This window comes from Bergeyella cardium (assembly GCF_003614945.1).
GTDB classification, from domain to species: Bacteria; Bacteroidota; Bacteroidia; order Flavobacteriales; family Weeksellaceae; genus Bergeyella_A; species Bergeyella_A cardium.
Genome location: NZ_QYCZ01000001.1, coordinates 281,243 through 305,955, shown reverse-complemented (window position 1 = coordinate 305,955; position 24,713 = coordinate 281,243). Strand labels below are relative to the sequence as shown.

At 40.1% G+C, this 24,713-nt stretch carries 21 protein-coding genes; 8 read left to right on the top strand and 13 right to left on the bottom strand.

The genetic code is table 11. The features are described from left to right. From rnc to D8991_RS01460, 4 genes are all read left to right on the top strand, one after another. On the top strand, nucleotides 1-765 hold the full coding sequence (gene rnc, locus D8991_RS01475; RefSeq protein WP_120489663.1) for a ribonuclease III: 765 nt from the start codon (nucleotides 1-3) through the stop codon (nucleotides 763-765). A gap of 184 nt (nucleotides 766-949) precedes the next feature. Then, nucleotides 950-1,450: an IPExxxVDY family protein gene (locus D8991_RS01470; protein WP_120488427.1), complete on the top strand. Its 501-nt coding sequence runs from the start codon at nucleotides 950-952 to the stop codon at nucleotides 1,448-1,450. After that, complete coding sequence (pyk, locus tag D8991_RS01465; RefSeq protein WP_120488426.1) at nucleotides 1,425-2,870, top strand: pyruvate kinase; 1,446 nt, start codon at nucleotides 1,425-1,427, stop codon at nucleotides 2,868-2,870. The genes D8991_RS01470 and pyk overlap by 26 nt, the downstream gene beginning before the upstream one ends. Nucleotides 2,871-3,112: 242 nt before the next feature. Then, the gene (locus D8991_RS01460) at nucleotides 3,113-3,631 is read left to right on the top strand and encodes an NUDIX hydrolase (RefSeq protein ID WP_120488425.1); all 519 of its coding nucleotides are present in this window, start codon (nucleotides 3,113-3,115) and stop codon (nucleotides 3,629-3,631) included. Nucleotides 3,632-3,684: 53 nt separating this feature from the next. Here the strand turns inward: D8991_RS01460 and trpS are convergent, their stop codons facing one another. From trpS to D8991_RS01430, 6 genes are all read right to left on the bottom strand, one after another. Beyond that, nucleotides 3,685-4,653 carry a tryptophan--tRNA ligase gene (gene trpS, locus D8991_RS01455; protein ID WP_120488424.1) on the bottom strand — a complete coding sequence of 323 codons (969 nt, stop codon included), beginning with the start codon at nucleotides 4,651-4,653 and terminating at the stop codon, nucleotides 3,685-3,687. 75 nt (nucleotides 4,654-4,728) lie between these two features. Beyond that, nucleotides 4,729-5,217 (bottom strand): hypothetical protein, encoded by a 489-nt coding sequence (locus D8991_RS01450; RefSeq protein WP_120488423.1) that lies wholly within the window; start codon nucleotides 5,215-5,217, stop codon nucleotides 4,729-4,731. Nucleotides 5,218-5,309: 92 nt separating this feature from the next. Then, entirely contained in the window at nucleotides 5,310-6,089 is a 780-nt protein-coding gene (locus tag D8991_RS01445; protein ID WP_120488422.1) for a (Fe-S)-binding protein, read from the bottom strand. A gap of 75 nt (nucleotides 6,090-6,164) precedes the next feature. Further along, nucleotides 6,165-7,508, bottom strand: a complete 1,344-nt coding sequence (locus D8991_RS01440) for a (Fe-S)-binding protein (RefSeq protein WP_120488421.1) — start codon at nucleotides 7,506-7,508, stop codon at nucleotides 6,165-6,167. 231 nt (nucleotides 7,509-7,739) lie between these two features. Beyond that, nucleotides 7,740-8,681, bottom strand: coding sequence for an MlaD family protein (locus D8991_RS01435; protein WP_120488420.1), 942 nt, complete (start codon nucleotides 8,679-8,681; stop codon nucleotides 7,740-7,742). Nucleotides 8,682-8,824: 143 nt separating this feature from the next. Then, nucleotides 8,825-10,984, bottom strand: coding sequence for a peptidylprolyl isomerase (locus D8991_RS01430; protein WP_120488419.1), 2,160 nt, complete (start codon nucleotides 10,982-10,984; stop codon nucleotides 8,825-8,827). Nucleotides 10,985-11,231: 247 nt separating this feature from the next. Between D8991_RS01430 and lon the strand changes: the two genes are divergently transcribed. From lon to serS, 3 genes are all read left to right on the top strand, one after another. After that, complete coding sequence (gene lon / locus D8991_RS01425; RefSeq protein WP_162926760.1) at nucleotides 11,232-13,652, top strand: endopeptidase La; 2,421 nt, start codon at nucleotides 11,232-11,234, stop codon at nucleotides 13,650-13,652. Beyond that, nucleotides 13,645-14,079, top strand: coding sequence for a nucleoside deaminase (locus tag D8991_RS01420; RefSeq protein WP_120489662.1), 435 nt, complete (start codon nucleotides 13,645-13,647; stop codon nucleotides 14,077-14,079). The genes lon and D8991_RS01420 overlap by 8 nt, the downstream gene beginning before the upstream one ends. A gap of 256 nt (nucleotides 14,080-14,335) precedes the next feature. Beyond that, the gene (gene serS / locus D8991_RS01415) at nucleotides 14,336-15,604 is read left to right on the top strand and encodes a serine--tRNA ligase (RefSeq protein WP_120488417.1); all 1,269 of its coding nucleotides are present in this window, start codon (nucleotides 14,336-14,338) and stop codon (nucleotides 15,602-15,604) included. Between the two features lie 240 nt (nucleotides 15,605-15,844). On the opposite strand, the gene D8991_RS01410 is transcribed toward serS, so the two are convergent. Then, nucleotides 15,845-16,357: a ferritin gene (locus D8991_RS01410; RefSeq protein WP_120488416.1), complete on the bottom strand. Its 513-nt coding sequence runs from the start codon at nucleotides 16,355-16,357 to the stop codon at nucleotides 15,845-15,847. An 83-nt stretch (nucleotides 16,358-16,440) separates the two neighbouring features. Between D8991_RS01410 and D8991_RS01405 the strand changes: the two genes are divergently transcribed. Continuing rightward, a complete protein-coding gene (locus tag D8991_RS01405; protein ID WP_120488415.1) occupies nucleotides 16,441-17,259 on the top strand; it encodes a hypothetical protein in 819 nt (272 codons plus the stop codon). A gap of 81 nt (nucleotides 17,260-17,340) precedes the next feature. Here the strand turns inward: D8991_RS01405 and D8991_RS01400 are convergent, their stop codons facing one another. From D8991_RS01400 to murG, 6 genes are all read right to left on the bottom strand, one after another. Continuing rightward, nucleotides 17,341-17,751, bottom strand: coding sequence for a BrxA/BrxB family bacilliredoxin (locus D8991_RS01400; protein ID WP_120488414.1), 411 nt, complete (start codon nucleotides 17,749-17,751; stop codon nucleotides 17,341-17,343). A gap of 183 nt (nucleotides 17,752-17,934) precedes the next feature. Beyond that, on the bottom strand, nucleotides 17,935-19,749 hold the full coding sequence (ftsZ, locus tag D8991_RS01395) for a cell division protein FtsZ (protein ID WP_120488413.1): 1,815 nt from the start codon (nucleotides 19,747-19,749) through the stop codon (nucleotides 17,935-17,937). Nucleotides 19,750-19,752: 3 nt separating this feature from the next. Then, complete coding sequence (gene ftsA, locus D8991_RS01390; RefSeq protein ID WP_120488412.1) at nucleotides 19,753-21,135, bottom strand: cell division protein FtsA; 1,383 nt, start codon at nucleotides 21,133-21,135, stop codon at nucleotides 19,753-19,755. Between the two features lie 21 nt (nucleotides 21,136-21,156). Continuing rightward, nucleotides 21,157-22,053 carry a cell division protein FtsQ/DivIB gene (locus D8991_RS01385; protein ID WP_185123849.1) on the bottom strand — a complete coding sequence of 299 codons (897 nt, stop codon included), beginning with the start codon at nucleotides 22,051-22,053 and terminating at the stop codon, nucleotides 21,157-21,159. 24 nt (nucleotides 22,054-22,077) lie between these two features. Beyond that, nucleotides 22,078-23,436, bottom strand: coding sequence for a UDP-N-acetylmuramate--L-alanine ligase (murC, locus tag D8991_RS01380; protein ID WP_120488411.1), 1,359 nt, complete (start codon nucleotides 23,434-23,436; stop codon nucleotides 22,078-22,080). A 167-nt stretch (nucleotides 23,437-23,603) separates the two neighbouring features. Beyond that, nucleotides 23,604-24,698, bottom strand: a complete 1,095-nt coding sequence (gene murG / locus D8991_RS01375) for an undecaprenyldiphospho-muramoylpentapeptide beta-N-acetylglucosaminyltransferase (RefSeq protein WP_120488410.1) — start codon at nucleotides 24,696-24,698, stop codon at nucleotides 23,604-23,606. Nucleotides 24,699-24,713: the final 15 nt, after the last annotated feature.

Below are 24,713 nucleotides of genomic sequence, written 5' to 3'. Positions count from 1 at the left end.
ATGAGGCTTCAGAAATACATCAGTAAATTTCTGTTTAAGGAGAAGACACCACCCCTCAGCAACGAAGATTTTAATTTTAAAGAAAAGATAAAAGCCATTGTAGGCTACGAAATACGCAATATAGACCTCTACAAAGAGGCTTTCTCACTAAAACTTTCCAGAAACAATTATAAGAACTACGAGCGCTTAGAATTCCTTGGTGATGCCGTGCTTGGGTCTATTATTTCCTCGTATCTGTTCATCAATTACCCGAAGTCCAACGAGGGTTTTATGACGCAATTGAAGTCTAAAATCGTCAATCGGAAAAATCTAAATAAGCTCGGGGAGGAATTAAAACTCTCCCGCCTTATAAAGAACACCAAAGGTACAATCCTAAGCGAGGATATTGCAGGAAACCTATTTGAAGCGCTCATCGGGGCTATATTCCTTGATACCGATTATGAATCTTGCAAAAAAATAGTACTCGGAAAGCTCTTAACGCCTGAGAAAATCAATCAGCTGGAAAATAAAATCATCAGCTATAAAAGCCTCCTGCTCGAATGGTCTCAAAAGGAGAAAAAATCTCTCGCCTACGAAACGGTGGAAGAAAGTTCCCCTTCCGAGAAAACGAGCGTCTTCCGCTCCTATGTAATCCTCGAAGGCAAAAGAATAACCAACGCCAGCGAATCTTCCAAGAAAAAAGCAGAAGAAAAAGCCGCACAAAGAGCCTTCTACTCCCTCAACAAAAAACAACGGATACTTACGAAAATCCCCCAAAAGCAGTAAAAAAATAGCCTCCAAAAGTGTAAAAATCCACCTCTATAAGTTATTGATTTCCAAACCCCACAGAGAAGGTAAAAAAACTGACTGCCTTTTTTAAAAATACGACTTTCATCCCTCCAAAAATTGACTTCAATCCCCCTCCTAAAAAGGAGAAATCCTTACTTTTGTGGAAATTTTATAGAGAAGTATGAGAGCTCAAAATCCATTTATTCTGGAAGATGAAGACGAAATAGAAGAAGTGTCTTTGGGGTTGCTTAGACTCTCTGATAAGATACATCCACACGAATTTTTCTTCAAAATTAACAGTAGCAGAAAATTACAGTTTGAGCGAACAGTAGATTTAGAAATCTGTGGTGAGTATTTTAATTACCAGCACAGCGTATTTCAGGCTTGCGATGGGCAGACGAGGAATATCATTCGCTTGTTCAAGAACAAATCTTGCCTTTCCCATCAGAAAAAGGAAATCGATGAACTCTTCAGTGATGAAAACCCAATTCATTACCTGATTCCAAAGGCTGAGGAAGTAGATTACATTATGTTCTCTTCAGATAATATTGCAGATTTTTCTGTACTTTTGCCCTCTCAAAATATCAATTTTTCCATTCAGGAGCTGATTACCGATTCTAATCATCCGCTCTATAAACTCATTCAATACGAATATTATGAACAAAGACTTAAAAAAAACTAAGATTATCGCAACGCTCGGCCCAGCATCATCCAACAAAGAAACGATGATAGAAATGATTAAAGCCGGAGTAGACGTATTCAGAATAAACTTCTCACACGCAGACTATGACCTGGTAAGAAAGAATGTAGAACTCATCCGAGAAATCAATGCAGACTTCGGATACTCGGTAGGAATACTCGGAGATTTACAAGGTCCCAAACTGAGAATCGGTGTAGTGAAGGAAGGTGCTTTCCTCAACCCTGGGGATATACTCACCTTTACCAATGAGGAGATTGAGGGTGATTCCACAAAAGTCTATATGACCTATCAGCAGTTTCCAAAAGATGTAAAAGTGGGAGAAACCATCCTTATTGATGATGGAAAACTCGTCCTCGAAGTCATAGAAACCAATGAAAAAGACACTGTAAAAGCAAAAACTATACAAGGTGGGCCACTAAGCTCCAAGAAAGGCGTAAACCTGCCCAATACCAATGTATCCCTACCAGCACTTACAGAAAAAGACATCAGAGATGCTAACTTTATATTAGACCTCCAACTGGACTGGATAGCGCTCTCTTTCGTAAGATACGCGCAGGATATCATAGACCTAAAAGAAATCATCGCCAACCATCCTACCAACAACTTCCCAACACCTATTATTGCGAAGATAGAAAAGCCAGAAGGGGTGAAAAACATCGATGAAATCCTCGAACACTGCAATGCCCTAATGGTAGCAAGAGGAGACCTTGGCGTAGAAATCCCAATGGAGGAAGTACCCGCAATACAAAAAGCATTGGTAGAGAAATCCAGAGAGCACGCAAAACCTATCATCATCGCTACCCAAATGATGGAAACAATGATCAACAGCCTCACTCCTACCCGAGCAGAAGTAAATGATGTGGCAAATTCCGTATTAGACGGCGCCGATGCCGTAATGCTCTCTGGAGAGACTTCCGTAGGGAAATACCCAGTAGAAGTGATTAAGAATATGTCTAAAATCATCAAAAATATTGAAACAACCGACTATTATAGAGAAAGGAACAACATTATTGAAAAGCAGTTTAACTGTATAGACGAGCGCTTCATCACAAACAGAATATGTCTTGGAGCAGTTCGTATCGCAAAATCCATAGAGGTACAGGCAATCGTTACCCTCACCTACTCAGGATATACCGCTTTCCAGATTTCTTCGCAGAGACCCAACTCTCATATTATCGTTTATAGCTCAAACAAGCGGGTTATTACCCAGCTAAATCTCCTTTGGGGCGTACGAGCTTTCTTCTATGATATGCAAAAATCCACAGATGAAACTATCGTACAAGTAAATACGCTTACCTATTCAAACAAATTCGTAGAGCAGGGAGATATGGTCATCAACCTCAATGCAATGCCCGCCCACGAAGGAGGCAAAACCAATACCCTAAGACTAACCACCATTTAATCCATAAAAAAGAGCAGTACTGATAAAAGTACTGCTCTCTTTTTTATCGGTTTATTTCTTAAACCCTCTTTAATTTTTTAATAAAAAAAACAGCATTACTCACGGTCTCAAAAGCATTATTATAAATACAAACAACACTAATAAATCCCCTCTCCCAAAATTTTCTATAAGAAGCAGACCAGCTTTTCTGAATAAAAAATTCTTTCCAAACTATACTTATCTTTGCTTTAAAATTCTCAAGTATGAAGGAGCTTCAATACTGCCCAAAATGTGGCAACAAAACTTTGCAATTCAATGAAATCAATAAGCTGAGCTGTACGGATTGTGATTTCGTTCTCTACCATAATTGCGCAGCTGCCGTAGCTGTTATCCTTCGTTGCAGAGATGAAATTTTCTTCACCAAAAGAAGCCAAGAGCCCAAAAGCGGAATGCTGGATTTATCAGGAGGTTTTGTAGATCCTAATGAGTCCGCAGAAGAGACCTGCAAACGAGAACTAATGGAAGAGCTCCAGCTTCCAATCGATGTATCTCGGCTAAGGATTCTCGGCACTCGCCCCAATGTATATCATTTTAAAGGAATTGATTACAATACGATGGACATATTCTTCGAGTATGAAGTTAAGGAGAAATTCCTGCCAACCCTCGAGCTGTCGGAAGTCAGCGATGGAATATGGGTAAAAATATCTAACCTCGATTTCTCATCTCTCGCCTTTGATTCTCAGCGGAATTTCCTAAGAACTTGGGTTGAACCATTCTCATAACCCAGAATCATCAAAATAAAAATCCCCTCTCGTGGAGGGGATTTCTCTTTACATTAGTATCCTAACTGTTTTCGTACTCTTGCGAGGGTTTGCTGCGCGATGCGTCTGGTCTTCTCCGCACCTTCCTGCAATTTCTTATCAAGTTCGGCGAGGTTATTCATATAATAATCAAACCGCTCTCGTTCATCCTTAAACTTACTCAGTATGAGGTTGAGGAGCTCAGTTTTTGCGTGCCCATAGCCAAAGCCTCCTGCTACATATTTTTTTCTCAGCGCTTCGGTTTCTTCCTCGGAGGCGATAAGCTGATAGATGCCAAACACATTACACGCGTCTGGATTTTTCGGTTCTTCAAGGGGAGTAGAATCGGTTTCTATAGACATCACCTGTTTTTTCAGCTCTTTCTCTGGCAAGAAAATATTAATAATATTCCCTCTGGATTTAGACATTTTCTGCCCATCGGTACCGGGAACATATTTCGTTTCTGCTTGTAGCTCAGCACTTGGCAGCACAAATGTTTCGCCCATTTGCCTATTAAATTTTTCTGCTAAATCGCGAGTGATTTCAAGGTGCTGCAGCTGGTCTTTGCCTACGGGAACTATTTCGGCATCGTAGAGCAGGATATCGGCAGCCATTAAAATTGGATAATTAAACAGTCCTGCATTCACATCTTGCAGACGATCAGCTTTATCCTTAAACGAATGGGCTAAAGTCAGCCGCTGATACGGGAAAAAACAATCCAAATACCACATAAGTTCGCAAACTTCTGGAATATCACTTTGCCTGTAAAAGTGTGTTTTTTGGGTATCCAGACCAAACGCCAGCCACGCCGCCGCTATCTCGTAAGTATGCGTTCTAAGCTCCTCGGCATCTTTAATCTGCGTAAGTGTGTGCAGGTTAGCGATAAAGAGGAAGGAATCATTTTCATCTTTTTTTGATAGCTCTATGGCTGGGATTATTGCTCCGAGTAAATTCCCAAGATGCGGAGTGCCAGTCGCTTGTATTCCCGTTAATATTCTGGACATAATCTATATTCTATTTAATATTAAAAAATTTTTCTCTATAATAATAAGGCATTGAGGGCTCTACATCGGTTTTCATCAGACATAAATCTGTGCCCAGCTCCTTTTCAGCGGGAGGAGGAAGTCCGAGAGATACGCCAGATAAGTATCTTTGGAAAAATCATATACCTCGATATCGTGCGGTATGCTCCCCTCTTTTAGTCCTCTTTTAAACTCAAGGAGGCCAACGGTTTTCGTTTCGCCTTGCTCTACATACGACACTTTCATCCTGTTGAGAAGTTCAAAACCATACTCGCGGTCGAGTTCCTTTAAAAAATCACTTAAAGAATCCAGCGCACAGCCGCCTGGGCTTACCTCTTCTTCATCAATACAAATGACGATGAACTGGTTCTTTTCGATTTTAAACGAAGATGAAACAGGCTTCCCGTGGTACTTCCAGCCAGATAAAAAATCATACAACCGCTGGGAAATGTCCATAGATTCCTTTGCGGTAAATTTGCGCGAAGAGGGGTATATCATCACACGAAAATCATTGGTTTCCACCGATGAAGATTCTTCTATTTTCATTGTTTTTTCTATTTCGTTTTAAGATAAATCTATTCAATTTTTTTCTGCAAACCTCAGCCTCCGAAGCTGTGGGCGCAAAGGTAATTAACTTTTTACAAATCTTCTGCCTCAGCAATCAGCTCAGCGATGTCTTTTACCACAACTGCCTCGTTTTTATTAAAATGTTTTATTCCGTCGGTCAGCATCGTATTGCAAAACGGGCAACCCGTTGCGATGATGTTTGGCGCCTCATCTAAAGCCTCTTCCGTTCGTTTTACATTGATTTCCTGCGTACCTTTTTCAGATTCCTTAAACATTTGAGAGCCCCCAGCACCGCAGCAAACTGCATTTCGCCGATTATTTTTCATCTCCACCAGCTCGGCGTCGAGCTTCTCAAGAAGCTGTCGAGGCGCTTCATACTCACCATTGCCTCGCCCAAGATAGCAGGGGTCGTGGAAGGTTATTCGCTTCCCTTCAAACTTTCCACCTTCTATCCTTAGCCGGCCTTCTTCCATTAATTTTTTTAAAAACTGTGTGTGGTGCAGCACTTCGTAATTACCTCCCAATTGCGGATATTCGTTTTTTAATATATTGAAACCGTGCGGACAAGCCGTTACAATCCGAGTAACGCCATAAGCGTTCAGCACTTCTATATTGTTCAGCGCCATCATCTGGAAGATAAACTCATTTCCTGCGCGCTTCGCGGGGTCGCCCGTGCAAGATTCTTCCTTTCCCAGCACAGCAAACTCCACCCCAATATGATTTAATATTTTGCAAAAAGCTCTCGTGATGCGCTTTGCCCTGTCATCAAAACTTCCGGCACAGCCCACCCAAAACAAAACTTCGGGCATTTTTCCTTCAGCGGCATACTCCGCCATCGTCTTTATTTTCATAATTTTAATGGAGGAACATCGTTCCTTTTATTATCTCAAAAATCTTTTTAAAAAACTCATCTTTATACTGATGAGTTAATTTTCTTCGTCTACCCAATTGAGGCGATCGGCTTGATTGTATTGCCAAGGCGCCGCATTGTTCTCGATATTTGTCATCATCAGGTTCCATTCTTGGGGAGCCGATGCTTCTTCCATCACCATATAACGGCGGAGGTCGATAATGATGGAAAGTGGGTCTATTAAGATTGGGCAGGCTTCGGTACAAGCGTTACAAGTTGTACAAGCGAGGATTTCCTCTTTTGAAATAAAATCATAGAGCAGTCGTTTGCCATCATCTTGAAACTGACCATTTTTATTTATATTTCGTCCGACTTCTTCGAGCCTGTCCCTTGTTTTCATCATAATTTTTCTTGGAGAGAGGGATTTTCCTGTCATACTTGCTGGGCAAACGGAAGTACAACGGCCACATTCTGTGCAAGAATATGCATTGAGGAGCTGCACTCGGTTAAGGTCAAAAATATCATTTGCACCGAAGCGCTCCACAGGGATTTCTGATGAATCTGAACTTGCAGCATAGGGGTCTGCATTGGGATTCATCATCAGTTTTATTTCTTTGGTTACAGACGGCAGGTTGCTGAGCTCGGCTTTGGGCTGGAGCTTTGAAAACCACGCATTGGGAAAGGCGAGCAAAATATGTAAGTGCTTGGAATAGTAGAGGTAATTCATAAAAAAGAGAATCCCTAAGATGTGGTACCACCAGCCTATTCTCTCAATAAATATAAGTGTGGTTTCGGAGAGGTTGAGCGCTTTGAAAATAGGCAGGAAGGTGATTTTGCTCACTGGAAAAGCTCCGAGAATGGGATAATGTGGGCTTCCTCTGTGCTGGAGAAGTGCGTCAGCCGAATTCATTAAGAGGAAGGCGAGCATTAGAGAGCATTCAATGAGCAGGATATAGTTGGCATCGTCTTTTGCCCAGCCTTTTAATTCCTGCATACTGAGGCGGCTTACTTTTAGAATATTTCTCCTGATAAAAAATATAATTACCGATAAAAGCACTAAAAATGAAAAAACCTCTAATGTACTGGTAAAGAGATTGTAAAGAGATGAACTCAGCAGAGATGAAAGTACCCTGTGCGTACCGAAAAGTCCATCTACAAGAATCTCCGCAAGCTCTAAATTGATGATGATAAAACCCGCATAGACAAGGATATGGAGGATTCCAGCAACCGGTCTTCTGGTCATTTTACTCTGCCCAAGAGCCACCTTTGCCATTATTTTCCAGCGCTCTGCTTTATTATCAGTTCGGTGGATGGTTTTTCCGAGCATAATATTTCGGTAGATGATTCTGAGGCTCCTAAAAAAAAGCCCAAAACCGACCGAGATGCAGAGAAGAAAAATAATATTGTCTATAAAGTTCATAATGGTTTTATGTTTGTGGAATTTTGCTTAAACTCCCACCGATAAAATAGAGCTGAAATATACTAAACTCAAAACGAAAAGCCCTTGAAACCAAAGAAATTTGTAAAAAAGATAAATAGGAAATCCCGTAAATTCCACTCTTGTTTCCGAGATTAAACCCTCTCAGACATTCGCAAAATTTACGAGAAAATATTTGCTCCCAACCCAATAGGGCGGAAGTGATGAAAATCCTTACTTCTTTCCGAAGACAGAGATGTTGATGTACTTTTTTGGATTGTTCTTTAAATCTTCTATGAGCTTATTGAGGTTATCGGAAGTCTGGGTAAGGTTGTTATAAAATGCCTCGTCTTTCATTATTTTACCAAGGCTTCCTTCACCTTTTTGTATGCCCGCAATAAGTCCATTAAGCTGATGAGCAGTCTCGCTTAGATTAGCAACCGCAGTATTGAGCTTTTGTACATCTATATTATCTGCTACTTTGCCGTATTTATCCAATGTATTTTTTGCGCTTACCGTCATTGCAGAGGTATTATCCAATACGGTTTGGAGCTTTGGATCAGCCTTCGCAAGTAAGGTATTGGTCTGCCTTGAAGTTTGCTCAAACGCTGAAACAGTACGGTTGAGGTTAATTAAAAGAGCTCTGATTTCCTGCTGATTCTGCTCATTAAGAAGTTTATTTGCGTTTGTGGTAAGAGAATCTACCTGCTTCAAAACACCTTCCACCTGTTGTTTGATAGGCATAGCCTCAGCAGCAAGACTCTTCATCAAAGAGAGTTCGTAGCCTGCTTGCAAAGTATCTCCATCCTTAGCTAAAGGATTTCCATTTTCCATACGAAGCCTGATTGCGGTATCCGACATTAATCCCGATTCAAAGATTTCCAGAGTAGATTTTTTGGAGAAAGAGAACTTGTCATCTATCCTCACCTGAACGAGAAAGGTAACTGCTCCGTTTTTCGCTATAATGGGAGAGATTTTTTCTACTTTACCTACCTTTAGCCCATTAATGGATACGGGGCTGGATGAATTGAGTCCCTGTACATTATCAAATATAGCATAGTAAACATTAGCTGTAGAAAACAGACTTCTCCCCTTCATAAACTGGAAAAGCAATACAAAACCAACGATGGCAAAGATTGCAATAAGACCAGCTTTTATTTCATTTGATATTTTCATAAACATTAAAAAAACTCGGCAAATATAGTATATTTTAAATTAAATAAAGTGCCATAAAACGCCATTAAAGCGAGCTTAAATCCCTTAAAAAAAAGAAAAAGCAGTAAGATTTTCTTACTGCTTCTGAAGTATTTTTTTGAGGATTATTGTTGTCTTACTTTATCCCAGACCTCAATTCTGTAATCTTTAATATCTGCACCATTTTGGAGACTTCGGATAACAAACTGACCAAACATCTGAGCATTTTGCTGCATAAGCATAGCTGCAGTTTCTTTCTCGCTGCCAGGCTGTTTGTTCGTAGATTCAGATTTTTTAACCACTAAATATACTCCTGTTTTTCCTTCAATCGGGTTGGAGAGCTTGCCCTTAGCCACACCCAAAGAAGCTCCTGCAACTCTCGGCTCCATAGAACCTGCAAGCGATGGTGTAAGTGCGTTAATCTGACCACTCTGCTTAGTTGTTCCGAAGAGTTTTGCAACTTGGTCAAGGCTAGAAACCTTAGACTTATTAAGTTTTTCTATGATTTTCTTAGCAGCGAGCTCGTTGAGGACAATAGGTTCTATCTGCTCCCTTACGCTCTCTGGCTCTGCCAACTCTTCATCATAAAAACCATTGAGATATACCACAATTTTATCTCCTGTGCCATCTACATTGAAGAGCTCTACATCTCCTTTCTCTCTTTTCTTTTTGAATGCCCAAGCAAGGATTTCAGAGTCTTTGTCCGTACCTAAACCTTGGATAAATCCGTCAAATCTTTTAACTGCCTTAGGGTTGGAGAACTGATATTTCGCTTTTTTAGCAATATTAGAAAATTCGTTGAAAGACCTGCCCTGAACCTGCTGAATAAATCTTTTAGAGTTTTTGTCAATCTCATTTTCAGTAGCTTCAGATGGTTTGATAGCTCGTACGAGATTGGCTACTTTGTAAGTCATCTTCGGTTCGTTTTCAACTTTTTTATCCTGAATATTGATAATATGATACCCATATACAGTCTTTACTACTCCTGTTTCGCCTTTTGGAGATTTATCTACAAAATTTTGAAATTCTGGAACAAACTGAGGTTGTGAAGAATCTGCCCAACCGAGACTTCCTCCTTGTGCTGCTGAGCCTTTATCAGCAGAAAGGTTTAGGAATTCATCAAACTTCGCTGGCTCTATTTTTACTACCGCACTGATGGAATCTGCTAATTTCTTAGCTTTCGCCTCAGTCATATTAGCCTCAATTCCCGCTGGATTATCCTTATAGGAAATCAAGATATGCCTTGCCAATGTAGAAGCATTTTGCTGCTGTTTCTTATCCAAAAGTTTAGAAACTACATAATAGCCCTGCTCTTTGTATGGCCCAAAAATCTGACCAGTAGATGCCGTTGCAATCTGAGATTGAAGCGCCTGTGGAAGCTGCTCCACAGGAACATACGCAGGATTAAATTGCGCATCCGAATTTAAAGCAATGAACATAGAATCATTCGCCGTATTTCGGAAGTTTTCATTTGGATCAGATTCACTTCCTTTATTTAGGAGATGCTCTATTTCTTCTTTTACTTTGCCTTCATCAGCCGGGCTTGGATTAGCAGGGAAGAAAACCACCCCGATATTTCTCGATGGCTGGCTCTTGAAAATCGTCTGATGCTTTTTAATATAATCTGCCAAATCCTGAGTACTAACTTTTATAGGGTTTTTCTTCAAGAATTCTGCATAATCTACCTTTACATAATCAATATCTGCAAGCTGGTCTCTGAGCTTCATCATAGCTTCTGCATCTTTCTTACTGGCAGTTATCCCTGCGGAAAAATTAGCTACGAGCTGTCTTGCCATTATCCTTGTTTCTATCATTTTTCTGGCACGGAGCCAGTTATTATATGCCTCTGGATTGGCTTTATAACTTTCAATTTCTTTTTTAAGCTCCTGTACTTTGAAGTTTCCTTTTTCATCAAAAAGATTTTGATTTTGAGAAACCATTGGATCATACTGAATTTGATTCCAGAACATATCATCGGTAAGCTCCATACCCAGTTTATCAAACTGCTGCTTTACGAGCTTACTCTGGATGAGTACTTGCCAAGCCTGCTCTTCGAGACCGGAAGTAGGCATACCTTGCTGCTTCGCCTGGTCTTGGAGTAGCATTAGTTGATCATTGAATTCTTCTCTTGTAATTTTTTCTCCATTTACTTTTCCTAATACATCAGGATTTTTACCAAAGACTTTATCTATAGAATCAGGATTTACCACAAATGCAAGCAAGGCAAGGGCAATAATCCCCATCAATAAGACTGGTCTTTTTCTAATTTCACTTAAAATTGCCATTTTGTTTAAGTCTAAAATTTATCAGTCCGCGAAAATACATATTTTAAGGATAGTAAGGAAATTATTTAAAAAATTATTTAATCATTTCTCGACTGAGAAGAATAGCTAATCGTCATTTTGGCGCATTTTTTATCTTGGCACAGGACTTGGGAAAATCTGCCATGCTTTATCCAGATAGTTCTACAAAAGGAAGCCATCGGATATTTTAAATTTGATTTTATAAACTAAATGACAAATTGTCATAAATATTATGGATTTTGAAGAGATAGATTTGAGTGAGTTACTGGAAGGGAATTTCAGTATTGTAACGGAAGAAATTAACTTGTCTGATAAGGAAGTGAACAAAGCGGGAGAGGAAAATCAGATCGTTTTTCCTATTCTTCCTGTGAGGAATATGGTGATGTTCCCACAAATCATTGCACCTATTACAGCAGGTAGAAATAATAGCAAAAAATTATTGGAAGACGCCCAAAAAGAAGGGCAGCTAGTAGGAATCCTAAGCCAGAAAAATGGAGGGATAGAAAACCCTAAACTCCGCGATTTATACGAAACAGGAACGATTGTAAGAATCATCAGAAGTATAAAGCTCCCCGATGGAAATACTACTGTAATAACAAAAGGTGTAGGCAGGTTTAAGATAGACAGAATAGTCTATGATGAGCCTTATATTCAAGCAGAAATAAAGAAATTAAGAGAAGTACAACCCAAGGATAAAGATATCTATGAGGCTCTGCAAGAGAATATAAAAGACCTCGCATTAAAGATTATCCGCCTTGACCCTAACATTCCTAATGCAGCGAATTTTGCCATTAACAATATGGTAAATAGTGGGCATTTGGTAAATTTCGTTTGTAATAATGCCAATTTCAGCATCGAAGAAAAACAAAGCCTGCTCGAAGAGAGAAACCTACAAAAGAGAGCAGAAAAATGCTACGAACTCCTTGTAGAAGAATATAAAAGACTAGAGCTGAGAAATCAGATTCATAAAAAAACAACAAAGGAATTAGATAAAAACCAAAGAGAATACTACCTGAACCAGCAGATGCGAAGCATACAGGAAGAGCTTGGAGGAGGGATAGATTCCGATATAGATGAGCTACAGGCAAAAGCCCAAAAGCTCAAATGGAATAATGAGATAGAAGAACACTTCCAGAAAGAGGTAAAACGGCTCCAAAGGCAAAATCCAAACTCTCCAGATTATAATGTTCAGAGAAACTACCTTGATTTCTTTACCGATCTGCCTTGGGAATCTTATACAAAAGACAATTTTAACCTTAATCAAGCTCAAAAAGTATTAGACAAAGCTCATTTCGGATTAGAAGATATCAAGAAAAGAGTCTTGGAGCATATGGCTGTCCTCAAATTAAAGAAAGATATGAAATCTCCCATACTCCTCTTGGCCGGTCCTCCTGGAGTAGGTAAAACTTCTCTCGGGAAGTCTATAGCAGACGCTCTGGGAAGGAAATATGTACGAATCTCTCTCGGTGGGCTGCACGATGAAAGCGAAATCCGAGGGCATAGAAAGACCTACATCGGAGCAATGGCTGGTCGTATTCTGCAAGGAATAAAGAAGGCTGGTGTATCAAATCCCGTAGTGGTCTTAGATGAGATTGATAAACTCGGGCAAGGGCTTAATGGAGACCCAAGTTCTGCACTGCTTGAGGTATTAGACCCTGAGCAGAACCATTCCTTCTATGATAATTATTTAGAGCGGGGATATGACCTCTCAAAAGTACTGTTCATCGCTACGGCAAACTCACTTTCAACCATCCAAATGCCTTTATTAGACAGAATGGAGCTTATCCAAATCGCAGGATACACTCTCGAAGAAAAAGTAGAAATTGCCAAAAGACATCTGATAAAAAAACAGCAAGAAGAAAACGGTCTAAGTGCCCAATCTTTTAAATTGGGAACAGCAGAATTAAAGCACATCATAGAGGCACACACTTCGGAAAGTGGGGTAAGAAATCTGGAAAAAAGAATTTCTTCAATTGCGAGATGGGTAGCCCTTCAGGTAGCGATGGAGAAGGAATATAATGCCAAATTAAGCATTGATAAAATCGATGAAATCTTAGGAGTACCAAGACCCAAAGCCCTGTCGGAAATGAGTTCTGTACCAGGGGTAGTAACTGGACTTGCGTGGACGAGCGTAGGTGGTGATATCCTCTTCATTGAAAGCATCATCAGCAATGGAAAAGGAGCTTTAACAATGACGGGAAACCTCGGTAATGTAATGAAGGAATCAGCGACCATCGCATTGGAATATATCAAAGCGAAACACACCGAGCTCGGCATTGCTGCTGAAGATTTAGAGAAGAAAAACATCCACATCCATGTACCCGAAGGCGCTACACCGAAAGATGGCCCATCAGCAGGGATAGCAATGCTCACTTCTATGGTTTCCAGCTTTAAAAATAAAAAAGTAAAACCTCACCTTGCAATGACAGGCGAAATCACACTCAGAGGGAAGGTACTCCCAGTAGGGGGAATTAAGGAAAAACTCCTCGCTGCTACAAGAGCAGGAATAAAGGAAGTCATCCTCTGCGAAGCCAACAGAAAAGATGTAGAGGAAATAAAAAAAGACTATTTGAGCAAACTAAAAATCCACTTTGTTCAGAATATGAATGAGGTACTCGAATTAGCCTTAGAAAAGAATGGAAATATTTAGCGATGAATATTTTATGCGTCTCGCACTAAAAGAGGCACAAAATGCCTATGAGCAAGATGAAGTGCCCGTAGGCGCCATCGTAGTGCATAGCAACAGGATTATCGCCAAAAGCCATAACCTAACCGAAACGCTAAACGATGTAACCGCCCACGCAGAAATGCAGGCAATCACCTCCTCTGCAAATTTTCTCGGAGGGAAATACCTCACAGGCTGCATAATGTACATCACCCTCGAGCCCTGTGTAATGTGTGCGGGGGCATTAGCCTGGTCTCAAATCTCAAAAGTGGTTATCGGTGCTCGAGACCCTCAGAGAGGTTTTATAAATAAGAAGCTGACCCTTCATCCAAAAACAGAAATCATCAGTGGAGTTCTTGAGAACGAATGCTCTCAACTCATAAAAGATTTTTTTAAAACAAAACGACCGTAATACAGTAAGCATCATTTTGTTTTTAGTCCTCCTTCTATCGGTTGGTATAAGTGGCTTTTAGTTTTACCCTACTTTATAATAACTTAATTTCTATTAGAAAGGAAGAGAGAAAACCATTCAATCAATACTTTTAGAAGGAAAATAAAGGTAGTAATGAGGAATGATAGAAAGGCCGAGCATTGATAAAAAATACTTAAATTTGTCGCTATTACTCAGCAAGGAGCTGAGAGAATTTGATTTTTAAAGAATACGGATTATGTTACAAGTTAATTTTTTACGAGAGAACAAAACACGCGTTATAGAAGGCTTAAAAAAGAGAAATTTCCAAAATATAGAGCTTATAGACGAAGTGATTGGATTAGATGAGGAGAGGAAAAAGCTACAATTCGAGCTGGATAATCTCAATGCAGAGAGAAATAAAATTTCCAAAGAGATTGGAACACTGATGAAGGAAGGGAAAAGGGATGAAGCCGAAGCTCTGAAAGCAAAAACAGCTAGTTATGCAGGGAGAATTAAGGAACTGGAAGCTGCAAGGCCTGAGGTAGAGAATAAACTCCTCGAAAAACTGTACTTAATCCCCAACATACCACATGAAAAGGTAAAAGCGGGTGTTTCAGCGGAGGATAATGAGGTGGTTTATCAGTCCTGTGCTGTAGAAGGTTTAGGTGGAGGTGCTATCCCCCACTGGGAACTTGCAAAAAAATATAATCTGATAGACTTTGAGCTCGGAGTAAAAATCGCAGGAGCAGGATTCCCTGTTTATCTCGGTAAGGGAGCACGGTTACAGAGAGCATTGGTCCAATACTTTCTCGACAAAAATACTGAAGCGGGGTATATGGAAGTAAACCCTCCTCATGTGGTGAATGAAGCATCGGGTTATGGTACTGGTCAGCTCCCAGACAAAGAAGGGCAGATGTATTTCGTTAATGAGGATAATCTTTACCTTATCCCAACAGCTGAAGTACCCGTTACAAACCTCTATCGAGATGTAATTTTAGATGAAAAAGAACTCCCGATAAAAAATACAGCCTTCTCACAGTGCTACCGAAGGGAGGCAGGAAGCTATGGAGCCCATGTAAGAGGACTAAACAGGCTTCATCAGTTTGAGAAAGTAGAAATCGTGAGGATAGAGCATCCTGAAAAGTCTTACGCAGCCCTTGAAGAGATGGTGGAGCATATAAAAAGCCTATTAGAAGAGCTCGAACTGCCTTACCGAATTCTCAGACTCTGTGGTGGAGATACTGGATTTACCTCCGCGATGACCTATGACTTTGAGGTATGGAGTGCAGCGCAAGAGAAATGGCTCGAAGTGTCTTCGGTATCTAATTTTGAGACCTTCCAGGCGAATCGATTAAAATGCAGATACAAAGATGATGGTAAAACACAACTTGTACATACCCTAAACGGCTCTGCAATGGCTCTACCGAGGATTATGGCAGCACTGCTGGAGAATAATCAGACACCGCAAGGAATTAAACTTCCTAAAAAAATTGCTGAATATGCAAGATTTGAAATGATAGATTAATACCCTAAAATACTTTTAGCCTTGAAAATATCAAGGCTATTTTTTTATTCTGAGAAGATATAATAAACTGCTTTACTAACCTTTGTGTTATGAGTAAAGTAATAATTAATTTATGAATTCAAATTATTAAAAAAATATTGCTCTATTTTTAAAAATAGAGCAATGCTTAAAATTTATGACACGAATTGTTTGTAAATAAACGCTTCATTTACTAAGCCTCTCGGCTATCAACGCTATTTACTATTCGTCTGAACTATCTTCGAGAACTCTTTGAGCGAGCTCCTGATCAAAAAGATAAAGTGCAGACGGATTGTCATTTACTCGCTTCATTTTCGCAAGGAAAAGGGAAGCATTAGACTCTTCTTCTACCTGCTCATTGATAAACCATTGAAGAAATGCCACAGTGGAGTAATCATTCTCTTCATTTGCTGCTTTAACGATGTTGAAAATACATTGAGTTACGAGTTTTTCGTGTTCCAAAGCTCTTTCAAAGATATCGATAGCATCTTTAAAATCATGAGGAGGCTGAGGGATGGCTTTAATCTGAATAGCTTCTGCATTCACATTTGCCAGATAATCGAACATCTTATCAGCATGGGTAAGTTCTTCTTTACTCTGTACTCGGAAATAATTCGCGATACCATCCAAATCATTTACCTGAAACCAAGCAGACATTGCCAAATAATATTGAGCAGCATATTGCTCATGAGCGATTTGCTCATTGATTAAATCTGATACTTTTTTACTAATCATAATTCAAATTTTCTGGCAAAATTAAATGTTCTGAACCAATAACAGAGAGGAAGTTATAAATTTATGTTTAAAATAATTTCAAATTGACAGATAAAATCGATGAAAATGCCTTGCCTATCTCAGCAGGTGAGAGTACTTTTGTAGCGTTTACAATCTTTATTAATAACCTTAAATCAAATTTTATAAAAATGAAACAGAAACTCAATCTTTTAATGGCTTTATTGGTGAGTATGATGGGTTATGCACACCATATTTGGTTAGAAACAAAGCCTGTGGCAGAGCTGGGAAGCAAACACGAAGTACGGCTATACTTTGGTGATATGGAAGAAGTAACTCCCGTAGCACAATGGTTCTCTGACCTTAAGGAAGTGGAAGTAATAGTACAAACACCCTCTGGAAAAGTGATAAAATTAGAAACAGAGGACAAGGGACTGTACAGCGCTGGATATTTTGAGGCAACAGAAAAGGGTATTTATACCGTGAGCTTTAATCATCTTGTAAAAGACGCTTTTAAGGGAATGAAGATCCGCTATCAGTCGGTTGGATTTGTGAGCACAGATGCTTCAATAAATAAGAAATTAACTCTGGGAGATAAAGATTATTTTCAATTGGTACTTCAAACTAAAATAAAGGATGGAAAGCGCAACTATCAAATGCTAAAAAGCGATCATCTTTCAGATAAAATTAAAGTGAGGATAGAGCTTAATGGAGGTGAGCCCAAGTCTATTCGTGTAGATAAAAAGGGGAATTTCAGCTTCTCTCCTGTGAATAAGGATAAGTATATGCTAAGGTTCAGCTCTTCCAAAACTGTAAATGAAAAGTATAACGGTGCTGATGTAAATGTAGAATATACCTCATTGGTTTATGTAGGAGGTACAGAATATGTGAACTATAGCAACTAACAAACAGCCCACTAAATAAAAAAAAACAAAGGCTCAGCTTATTGAAAGCTGAGCCTTTTCTATAATGAAACAGTATTTTTATTAACAAAACTCTTCATAAGCTGCTTGAAGATTTACTGCAAGAGCTCCTGGAGCATTACCTTCGATATGGTGTCTTTCGAGCATATGCACTAATTCACCATCTTTAAAAATTGCTACACAGGGTGAGCTCGGTGGGAATGGTGCAAGGAATTTGCGGGCTTCTGCAACGGCTTCATTATCTACACCAGCAAAAACGGTAATGAGGTGGTCTGGTTTTTTATCTCCCGTAAGTGAGTAGATAACCCCTGGTCTTGCTCCCCCAGCAGCACAACCGCAAACGGAATTTATAACGAGAAGCGTAGTTCCTTCTCTTTTAAGTGCTTGATTTACCTGTTCGGCAGTTACTAAATCTTCAAAGCCTTTATCTGTAAGCTCTGCCTTCATAGGCAATACTAAGTCTTGTGGATACATAATATTATTTATTTAAAAGTTTTTCTTAATCTTTTTCGCATGCAAAAATACATATTCTAGAGCAAAATATAGCAACGGCTGACAGCTCTCCATTAAAAACATACCAAAAGAAAGCCGTGACATATTGGCACAAAAAAGCCCAGATAAAATATCTGGGCTTTTTGTACTATTTTTTGTGAAAGACTAATCTACATCTTTATTCAGGAAGCTGTTCTGACGAATCTGAGCCTCTCCTTTATTATCTTCGGAGATGAAGAAAGAATTCTGCTCCTCAGTAGATGGAGCTTCATCAATCGAGATATTCTTTCTTCTGAAAGCAGGGACAGTCTCAAATTCATTTTCTGCTTCTGCAGAAGAATCTGCTCGGTAATAATTGAACTGTTGCAAGCGGTTTCTCCTCTCCTGAACCTTCTTTTGCTTATGCTCTTCAGATTCCTTAGTAATGAAAGTAAATCCTTCCTTTACCTCTTCGCTTTTATTTTGAGGAACTTCCTGAATACCTTCCTGCGGACTGAAAGTATGGGAAGGCTTAACCTCTTGCTCTACCTCAGTGCTTATTTTTTTTTTAACCTCGTACTGCGGTGCTATTTCTTCTTTATTAAGAGTAAAGCTGACCTCAACGGGTTTTTCCTCATGGGATGGGAAGGTTTCTTTCGGGCTTTCTACCTCAAATGAAAATGCTGAGCTTTCGTACTCATCAAAATCTGAGAAAAGGTTGATTTCGGATTTTGAGTCTGAATCATCATTACCAAAGAAGCCTACTTGTACAGGGACTTCCTCTTCTATAACTAATGTCTGAGAAGAAATAGCTGGCGAGGAGGCTGCACTAAACTGAGGAGTGGGTTCAAAAACAGGGCCTTCATCATCATCCAATCGAAATATATTTTTATCTGATGGTAAAGATTCTTCCTGAGTTCTCTGCTCTCTCGTCTTAAATGGAGATTCTTTTTTAGGAGCGTTATCGTCTAACTTAAATGTAACTTTTTCAGATTCTCCTATCTGAATTTTTTTTTGATTATCTTTATTAAATCCTGTAGCGATGACGAGAACTTTAATTTCATCTCCCAACTGTTGGTCTGTGCCAACTCCAAAAATAATATTAGCTTTATTATTTCCTCCTGCCTCTTCCTGAATATATCTATTGATAAACCCAATTTCTTCCATAGTAGCTTCTTGATTTTCTTCATTACCACTAAGGATAAGGAGGAGTACATCTTTAGCTCCTGTAATCTTATTATCGTTTAATAATGGGGAGTCAAGAGCCTTTTTAATAGCTTCTTCTGCCCTGTTTTCTCCAATAGCAGAACCTGTAGATATCAACGCAGTACCTGAATTTTCCAATACAGATTTAGCATCTCTAAAGTCTATATTAACAACTAATGGAGCGGTGATGACTTCTGCCATACCTTTAACTGCATTACTAAGGATTTCATCTGCACGGGCAAAACCACTTAGGAAACCGAGCTTAGGGAATAGCTGTAGCAGCCTTTCATTATTAATAACGATAAGGGAATCTACGCTCTCTCTTAGTTTTTCAAGCCCCTGCTCTGCTTGGGTAAGTCTTATTTCGCCTTCAAAGGAAAAAGGAATAGTTACAATAGCTACGGTAAGGATACCCATATCTTTAGCTACTTTAGCTATTACTGGAGCAGCACCTGTACCTGTACCACCACCCATGCCTGCTGTAATGAATACCATTTTAGTATTCTGACCAAGCATTGCTTTTATATCATCTATGCTCTCAAGAGCTGCTTTTTCTCCTTCTTCTGGATCGGCACCAGCACCAAGACCTTCGGTAGTGGTAAGCCCAAGCTGGATTTTATTTTCTACGGGATTTTTATGCAGTACCTGCTGGTCAGTATTACAAATAACGAAATCTACACCGTGGATACCTCTTTCGTACATATGTTTGAGGGCATTATTACCTGCTCCACCAACGCCTATTACTTTAATGATTGAGGATTTCCCTTTTTCCATATTAAAACTCAGTTCCTTCATATTTTAATTTTCTTCTTCGTTAAAGAATTTCGTTATTATTTTTAATAAATTTTCCCCAAAAATAAATTTTTTTGACTGTTTTACAATAGGTGTTTCTTCTTTTGATTCATCTTTTTTTCCACTATTACTACTGGCTGGCGTATTTTCGGGGGTTATTTCCTGAGCTGAGCTGTTTTCTACTTTATCATTCAGAGAAATTTTTTGGAGGAGCTCTTCTCTTTCACGAATTTTCAAGCTCTCCATAAGCAATCCGATAGCGGTAGCGAATTCAGGGTTTTTAAGAATCTGGTTTTTATCATTTACCACATATTCATTGGCATAACCTATTCTGCTATCAAAGCCTGTGATATAGTTGGTGAGGAGACGAAGGTTTTTCAAATTAGAACCACCACCTGTGAGCACAATACCTCCGATGAGCTTTTTCTTTCTCTCGGTAGCACCATAGGCTTTAAGCTCGGTATTGACCATTTCTAAAATCTCATCAAGACGAGCCTTGATAATTTTTGCCAATGTTTTAAGAGAGATTTCTTTATCTGCTCTGCCGTGAAGACCTGGAATAGTCACAAAGGTGTTTTCTGGCTCCGTATCTGGAAGAGCAGAACCAAACTTTACTTTAAGCTGCTCAGCGTGCTTCTCAATGATGGAGCAGCCCTCTCGAATGTCGTCTGTAATGATACCTCCGCCGTAGGGAATGACACAAGTATGACGGATGATATTATCTTTGAAAATAGCAATATCGGTAGTGCCACCGCCAATATCTACAATCGCAACGCCTTCTTCTTTTTCTTCTTTGGTAAGGACGGAATCCGAGGATGCAAGGGGCTCAAGGGTAAGGGCTTCCATTTCCAAGCCTGCTTCTCTAACGCATCTAATGATGTTTTTAATACTTGCCATCTGCCCGACGACAACATGGAAGTTTGCCTCCAACCTCTTGCCGTGCATACCGATAGGTTCTTTAATCTCGCCTTCGGAATCTATTTTATATTCTTGTGGTAAAACATGGATAATCTGCTCACCAGGAAGCATCACCAGCTTCTTTACCTGCTCTTTGAGCCTTTCGATATCTTCTTCGGTGATAACGGCCTCTGGATTGTCTCTCATAATATAATCCGAGTGCTGAAGAGAGCGAATATGCTTGCCTGCAATACCAACTGTAACTTTCTGAATGGATACACCCGAGCTTTGCTCAGCTCCTTCTATAGCTTTTTTAATGGACTCAATAGTCTGCGTAATATTATTGATAATCCCTTTATGAACACCAAGACTCTTGGAACGCCCCATACCGAGAACTTCTATTTTGCCCTGTGCATTTCTTTTGCCTACAATGGCTACAATTTTTGTGGTACCTATATCCAGACCTACCGAATAATTATCCTGATTTTGCATACTCCTTATATTATTTATGTTTTACCCTTTTTTATTTTTCCCTGACTGGTTTTCTTTCTTCTTATCTTCCTCTCTATTAATAACTTTTGGTTTCCTTTCAGATTGCGAAGGATTAGACTTCATTTCTGGTTCAGAGGCGTGCTTCATTTCCTTTCTACCGGTAGCTAAGATACTATCATTTTCTTTAAAGTGAGGATTGAGCGTAGTAACGATTTGATTGCTGTACTTCACCGAAATTTTCCTGTATTTCTCTGGGTCTTGATAAACCAAAATCTTTTCCACAAAGGTTTTAAAGCCTTGTATTTTAAAGTCTATATTATCCAAATCACCAATCTCTACTCGATAATGCCCATCGCTGGTAAGGAGGAAATAATTATTCCTCCGTTTGGAAATACCAATAAAATACTTTTTGCAAAAGTCGTCATTTTCTATCTTTTTTACCAAGTACATCAGCTGGGGATATTCTTCTGGCTTCACATCTCCACTTACGAGCATACATTTATGGGAATAATTTTTAGAGATGGGGAATTCGACTCCCTTTTCATCTACATAAAAGACCTCTCTCTCGCCTTTGCTAAGCCTGAAAACGGGAATTCGCTGCTTGATATCGAGATTTAATTCGCCATTGAGGTTGAGATAGACATTAGCAGAATCTACCGCAGGGAGGGCTTTAATCTTTTTTTCAAGGACAGGGATATTTACATCCCCTACCCTACTCGATGGATTTTCTTTATTAACGAGGGTTTTAATATCTGCCTCATCAATGAAGTGAACGGGAGTAGAAGTATTATTGAGATGAATAGAAACTTTATCATCTGTGATTTTCTGGTTATTAAACCTCTTGATAGAGAAGTTCATCAGAAAGCCTAAGATGATAACGGTAACCAAAATTTTGAGAATCCTATACTTATTTTTCATTATATATCGTGGTTTGCTTATGTTTTAGTCTATACCTCCGCCCCATTTGATAATAGGGTCGTAGAGGGTGTCTATATTTCCTGCGCCTACGGTGAGGAGCACATCAAAGTCTCTTTGTTTTATCTTACTGAGGGCTTGATTGAGGGTACATACCTCTTTATTCTCGGTGTTGATTTTATCGAGGAGCCATCGGGAGGTGATTCCCTCGAAGTCCTCCTGCAATTCTCTGGCGGGATAGATGTCTAGAAGGAGTAAATCATCTCCTTTGGCGAGAACCTCAGCGAAGCCATCGGCGAAGTCTCTCGTTCGGCTAAAGAGGTGAGGCTGAAAGACGATGAGGAGCTTCTTATCGGGTGAGAAAGCCCTTACGGAGCTAATCACGGCGCTGAGCTCGGTGGGGTGATGGGCATAATCATCAATATAAATCTTTCCATTGGCGAGTTTGTGCTTAGTATATCGCCTTTTGATGCCTTTAAAGGAAGAGATACCGCTCTGGAGCTGCTCGTAGGTGGCGCCCAAAGAATGGAGGAGGGCGATGGCAGCGGTGGCATTCTCCACATTATGGATGCCGGGGATTTCCCAAGAGAATTCTACCTTATCTTCATTAGAATGAAAGGTGAAGAGGGTTTTCTCGCCTTCTACTCTGAGGTTATCGGAGTAGAAATCTGCTTTCTCATTAACGGCATAGGTCAAATGTGGGGCTTTGATGTCTGCTCCTTTTCGTACGAAGAGCTTTTTCTCGTCCTTGACCAAAGCGGCAAAGTCTCGGAAGCTGTCTTCTATATGATTTTTATCTCCGTAGATGTCAAGGTGGTCTGCATCTATCGAAGTAATAATCGCCCAATCTGGGGAGAGGTTGAGGAAGCTCCTATCGTACTCATCGGCTTCTACGATGGAGATTTCGCTACCTTTATAGAGGAAGTTGGATTTAAAATTTTCGGAAATCCCTCCGAGGAAGCAGGAGAACGGCAGCCCTGCGACATTGGATAGATGTGCAACGAGGGTGGATGTCGTCGTCTTGCCGTGCGTACCTGCTATGGCGAGGCACTCGGTATGCTTGGTAACGATGCCGAGTGCTTTGGCACGCTTAACGATGGTGAAATTTTGCTGCTCAAAGTGTTCTAAAATCTTTAATTTCTTTATGGCAGGGGTGTAGATCACCAGAGTATCCTCTGGATGGAGGGCTTTTATGTCTGCACTTACCTCATCTTGGAAGGAGATGCTCACCCCCTCTGATACGAGTGCATCGGTGAGCTTAGTTGGAGTTTTATCATAGCCAGAAACCCTTTTACCAAGTGACTGAAAATATCTGGCAAGGGCAGACATCCCTATACCCCCAATGCCCACGAAATAAAAATTCTGATATGTATTTATGTTTTGCATTCCTTTTATATATAGTATTTAATACTGTTGTTTTCTTTGCGTTGCATTTTGCTTGCTACGCATTACATTTCGCTTGCTACGCGTTGCATTTAGCTTCCTTCGTGCTACGGAAGGTACCTTTTGTGTTGCGGAAGGTACCTTTTGCGTTGCGGGAGGTGCCTTTTGTGCTACGGGCGGAGGGATAAGGCCTCCAGTAGCTGCGCTACAATCTCCTGTGTGGCTTTTGGCTTTGCAAAGAGGGAGAGATTGCGAGACATCTGCTCCCTTAGGCTTTGATTGTTGCAAATTTCGGATAAAGTTTGCCAAAATACAGCCTCCATTTGAGAATCTTTTACCATTCGGGCGGCATTTTTTTCCACAAGAGCCATTGCATTCTTGGTCTGATGATCCTCTGCGGCAAACGGAAAAGGTACCAGCAAGATAGGCTTGCCCGCTATGGCAAGCTCTGAGATGGCAATAGCCCCCGCTCGAGAGACAATGACATCCGCAGCGGAATATGCAAGCGCCATATCTGAGATAAACTCACGCACTTGTATGTTTTCAGTCGCCAGATTTTGTGAAATGATGTGCTGGTAATCGGTTTTGCCCGTCTGCCAAATCAATTGGATTCCCTGCTCGTTGATTTGAGGGATAAGTTTTTCCCAAGCATTATTCAGCGTGCGAGACCCCAAAGACCCTCCTACCGAAAGTATTGTGAGCTTGTTCTTATCTAACCCCAATTTCTCCTTTGCAGAAGCCGTGCTTTCTAAACCAGAAAGGACATTCTCGCGGATAGGATTACCGAGGAAATAGACTTGAGTATGTGGAAAAAAATGCTGCATATCTGGGTAGGCAGTGAAAACCCCACGAGCCCTTTTGGAGAGGAAGATATTGGTCTTGCCAGGGAGAGAGTTCTGCTCTTGAATGAAAATGGGCACTCCAAGCGTAGAAGCAATATACAAAGCCGGCGCAGAAGCAAAACCGCCCGTACCGACCGCAAAATCTGGTTTAAAACGCTTGATAATCCTCCGCGCCTTCCATAAACTGGAAATCAGCTTGAACGGCAAAGAGATATTTTTGAGGAGATTACCTCTATCAAAGCCTGCGATACTAAGACCTTCTATCTTAAAGCCCGCTTGTGGGACTTTTTCCATTTCCATTTTGCCATTTGCACCGATGAAGAGGAATTCTGCCTCTGGGAAACGCCTTTTGAGCTCCTGAGCTATGGCTATAGCAGGGAATATATGCCCTCCTGTACCTCCACCACTGATGAGTATTTTCATATTGGGTTTGTATTA

Bases quoted from the DNA above. Each gene is read 5' to 3' on its own strand.
- rnc (WP_120489663.1), top strand. From the start codon at position 1: ATGAGGCTTCAGAAATACATCAGTAAATTTCTGTTTAAGGAGAAGACA.
- D8991_RS01470 (WP_120488427.1), top strand. From the start codon at position 950: ATGAGAGCTCAAAATCCATTTATTCTGGAAGATGAAGACGAAATAGAA.
- pyk (WP_120488426.1), top strand. From the start codon at position 1,425: ATGAACAAAGACTTAAAAAAAACTAAGATTATCGCAACGCTCGGCCCA.
- D8991_RS01460 (WP_120488425.1), top strand. From the start codon at position 3,113: ATGAAGGAGCTTCAATACTGCCCAAAATGTGGCAACAAAACTTTGCAA.
- trpS (WP_120488424.1), bottom strand. From the start codon at position 4,653: ATGTCCAGAATATTAACGGGAATACAAGCGACTGGCACTCCGCATCTT.
- D8991_RS01450 (WP_120488423.1), bottom strand. From the start codon at position 5,217: ATGAAAATAGAAGAATCTTCATCGGTGGAAACCAATGATTTTCGTGTG.
- D8991_RS01445 (WP_120488422.1), bottom strand. From the start codon at position 6,089: ATGAAAATAAAGACGATGGCGGAGTATGCCGCTGAAGGAAAAATGCCC.
- D8991_RS01440 (WP_120488421.1), bottom strand. From the start codon at position 7,508: ATGAACTTTATAGACAATATTATTTTTCTTCTCTGCATCTCGGTCGGT.
- D8991_RS01435 (WP_120488420.1), bottom strand. From the start codon at position 8,681: ATGAAAATATCAAATGAAATAAAAGCTGGTCTTATTGCAATCTTTGCC.
- D8991_RS01430 (WP_120488419.1), bottom strand. From the start codon at position 10,984: ATGGCAATTTTAAGTGAAATTAGAAAAAGACCAGTCTTATTGATGGGG.
- serS (WP_120488417.1), top strand. From the start codon at position 14,336: ATGTTACAAGTTAATTTTTTACGAGAGAACAAAACACGCGTTATAGAA.
- D8991_RS01410 (WP_120488416.1), bottom strand. From the start codon at position 16,357: ATGATTAGTAAAAAAGTATCAGATTTAATCAATGAGCAAATCGCTCAT.
- D8991_RS01400 (WP_120488414.1), bottom strand. From the start codon at position 17,751: ATGTATCCACAAGACTTAGTATTGCCTATGAAGGCAGAGCTTACAGAT.
- ftsZ (WP_120488413.1), bottom strand. From the start codon at position 19,749: ATGAAGGAACTGAGTTTTAATATGGAAAAAGGGAAATCCTCAATCATT.
- ftsA (WP_120488412.1), bottom strand. From the start codon at position 21,135: ATGCAAAATCAGGATAATTATTCGGTAGGTCTGGATATAGGTACCACA.
- D8991_RS01385 (WP_185123849.1), bottom strand. From the start codon at position 22,053: ATGAAAAATAAGTATAGGATTCTCAAAATTTTGGTTACCGTTATCATC.
- murC (WP_120488411.1), bottom strand. From the start codon at position 23,436: ATGCAAAACATAAATACATATCAGAATTTTTATTTCGTGGGCATTGGG.
- murG (WP_120488410.1), bottom strand. From the start codon at position 24,698: ATGAAAATACTCATCAGTGGTGGAGGTACAGGAGGGCATATATTCCCT.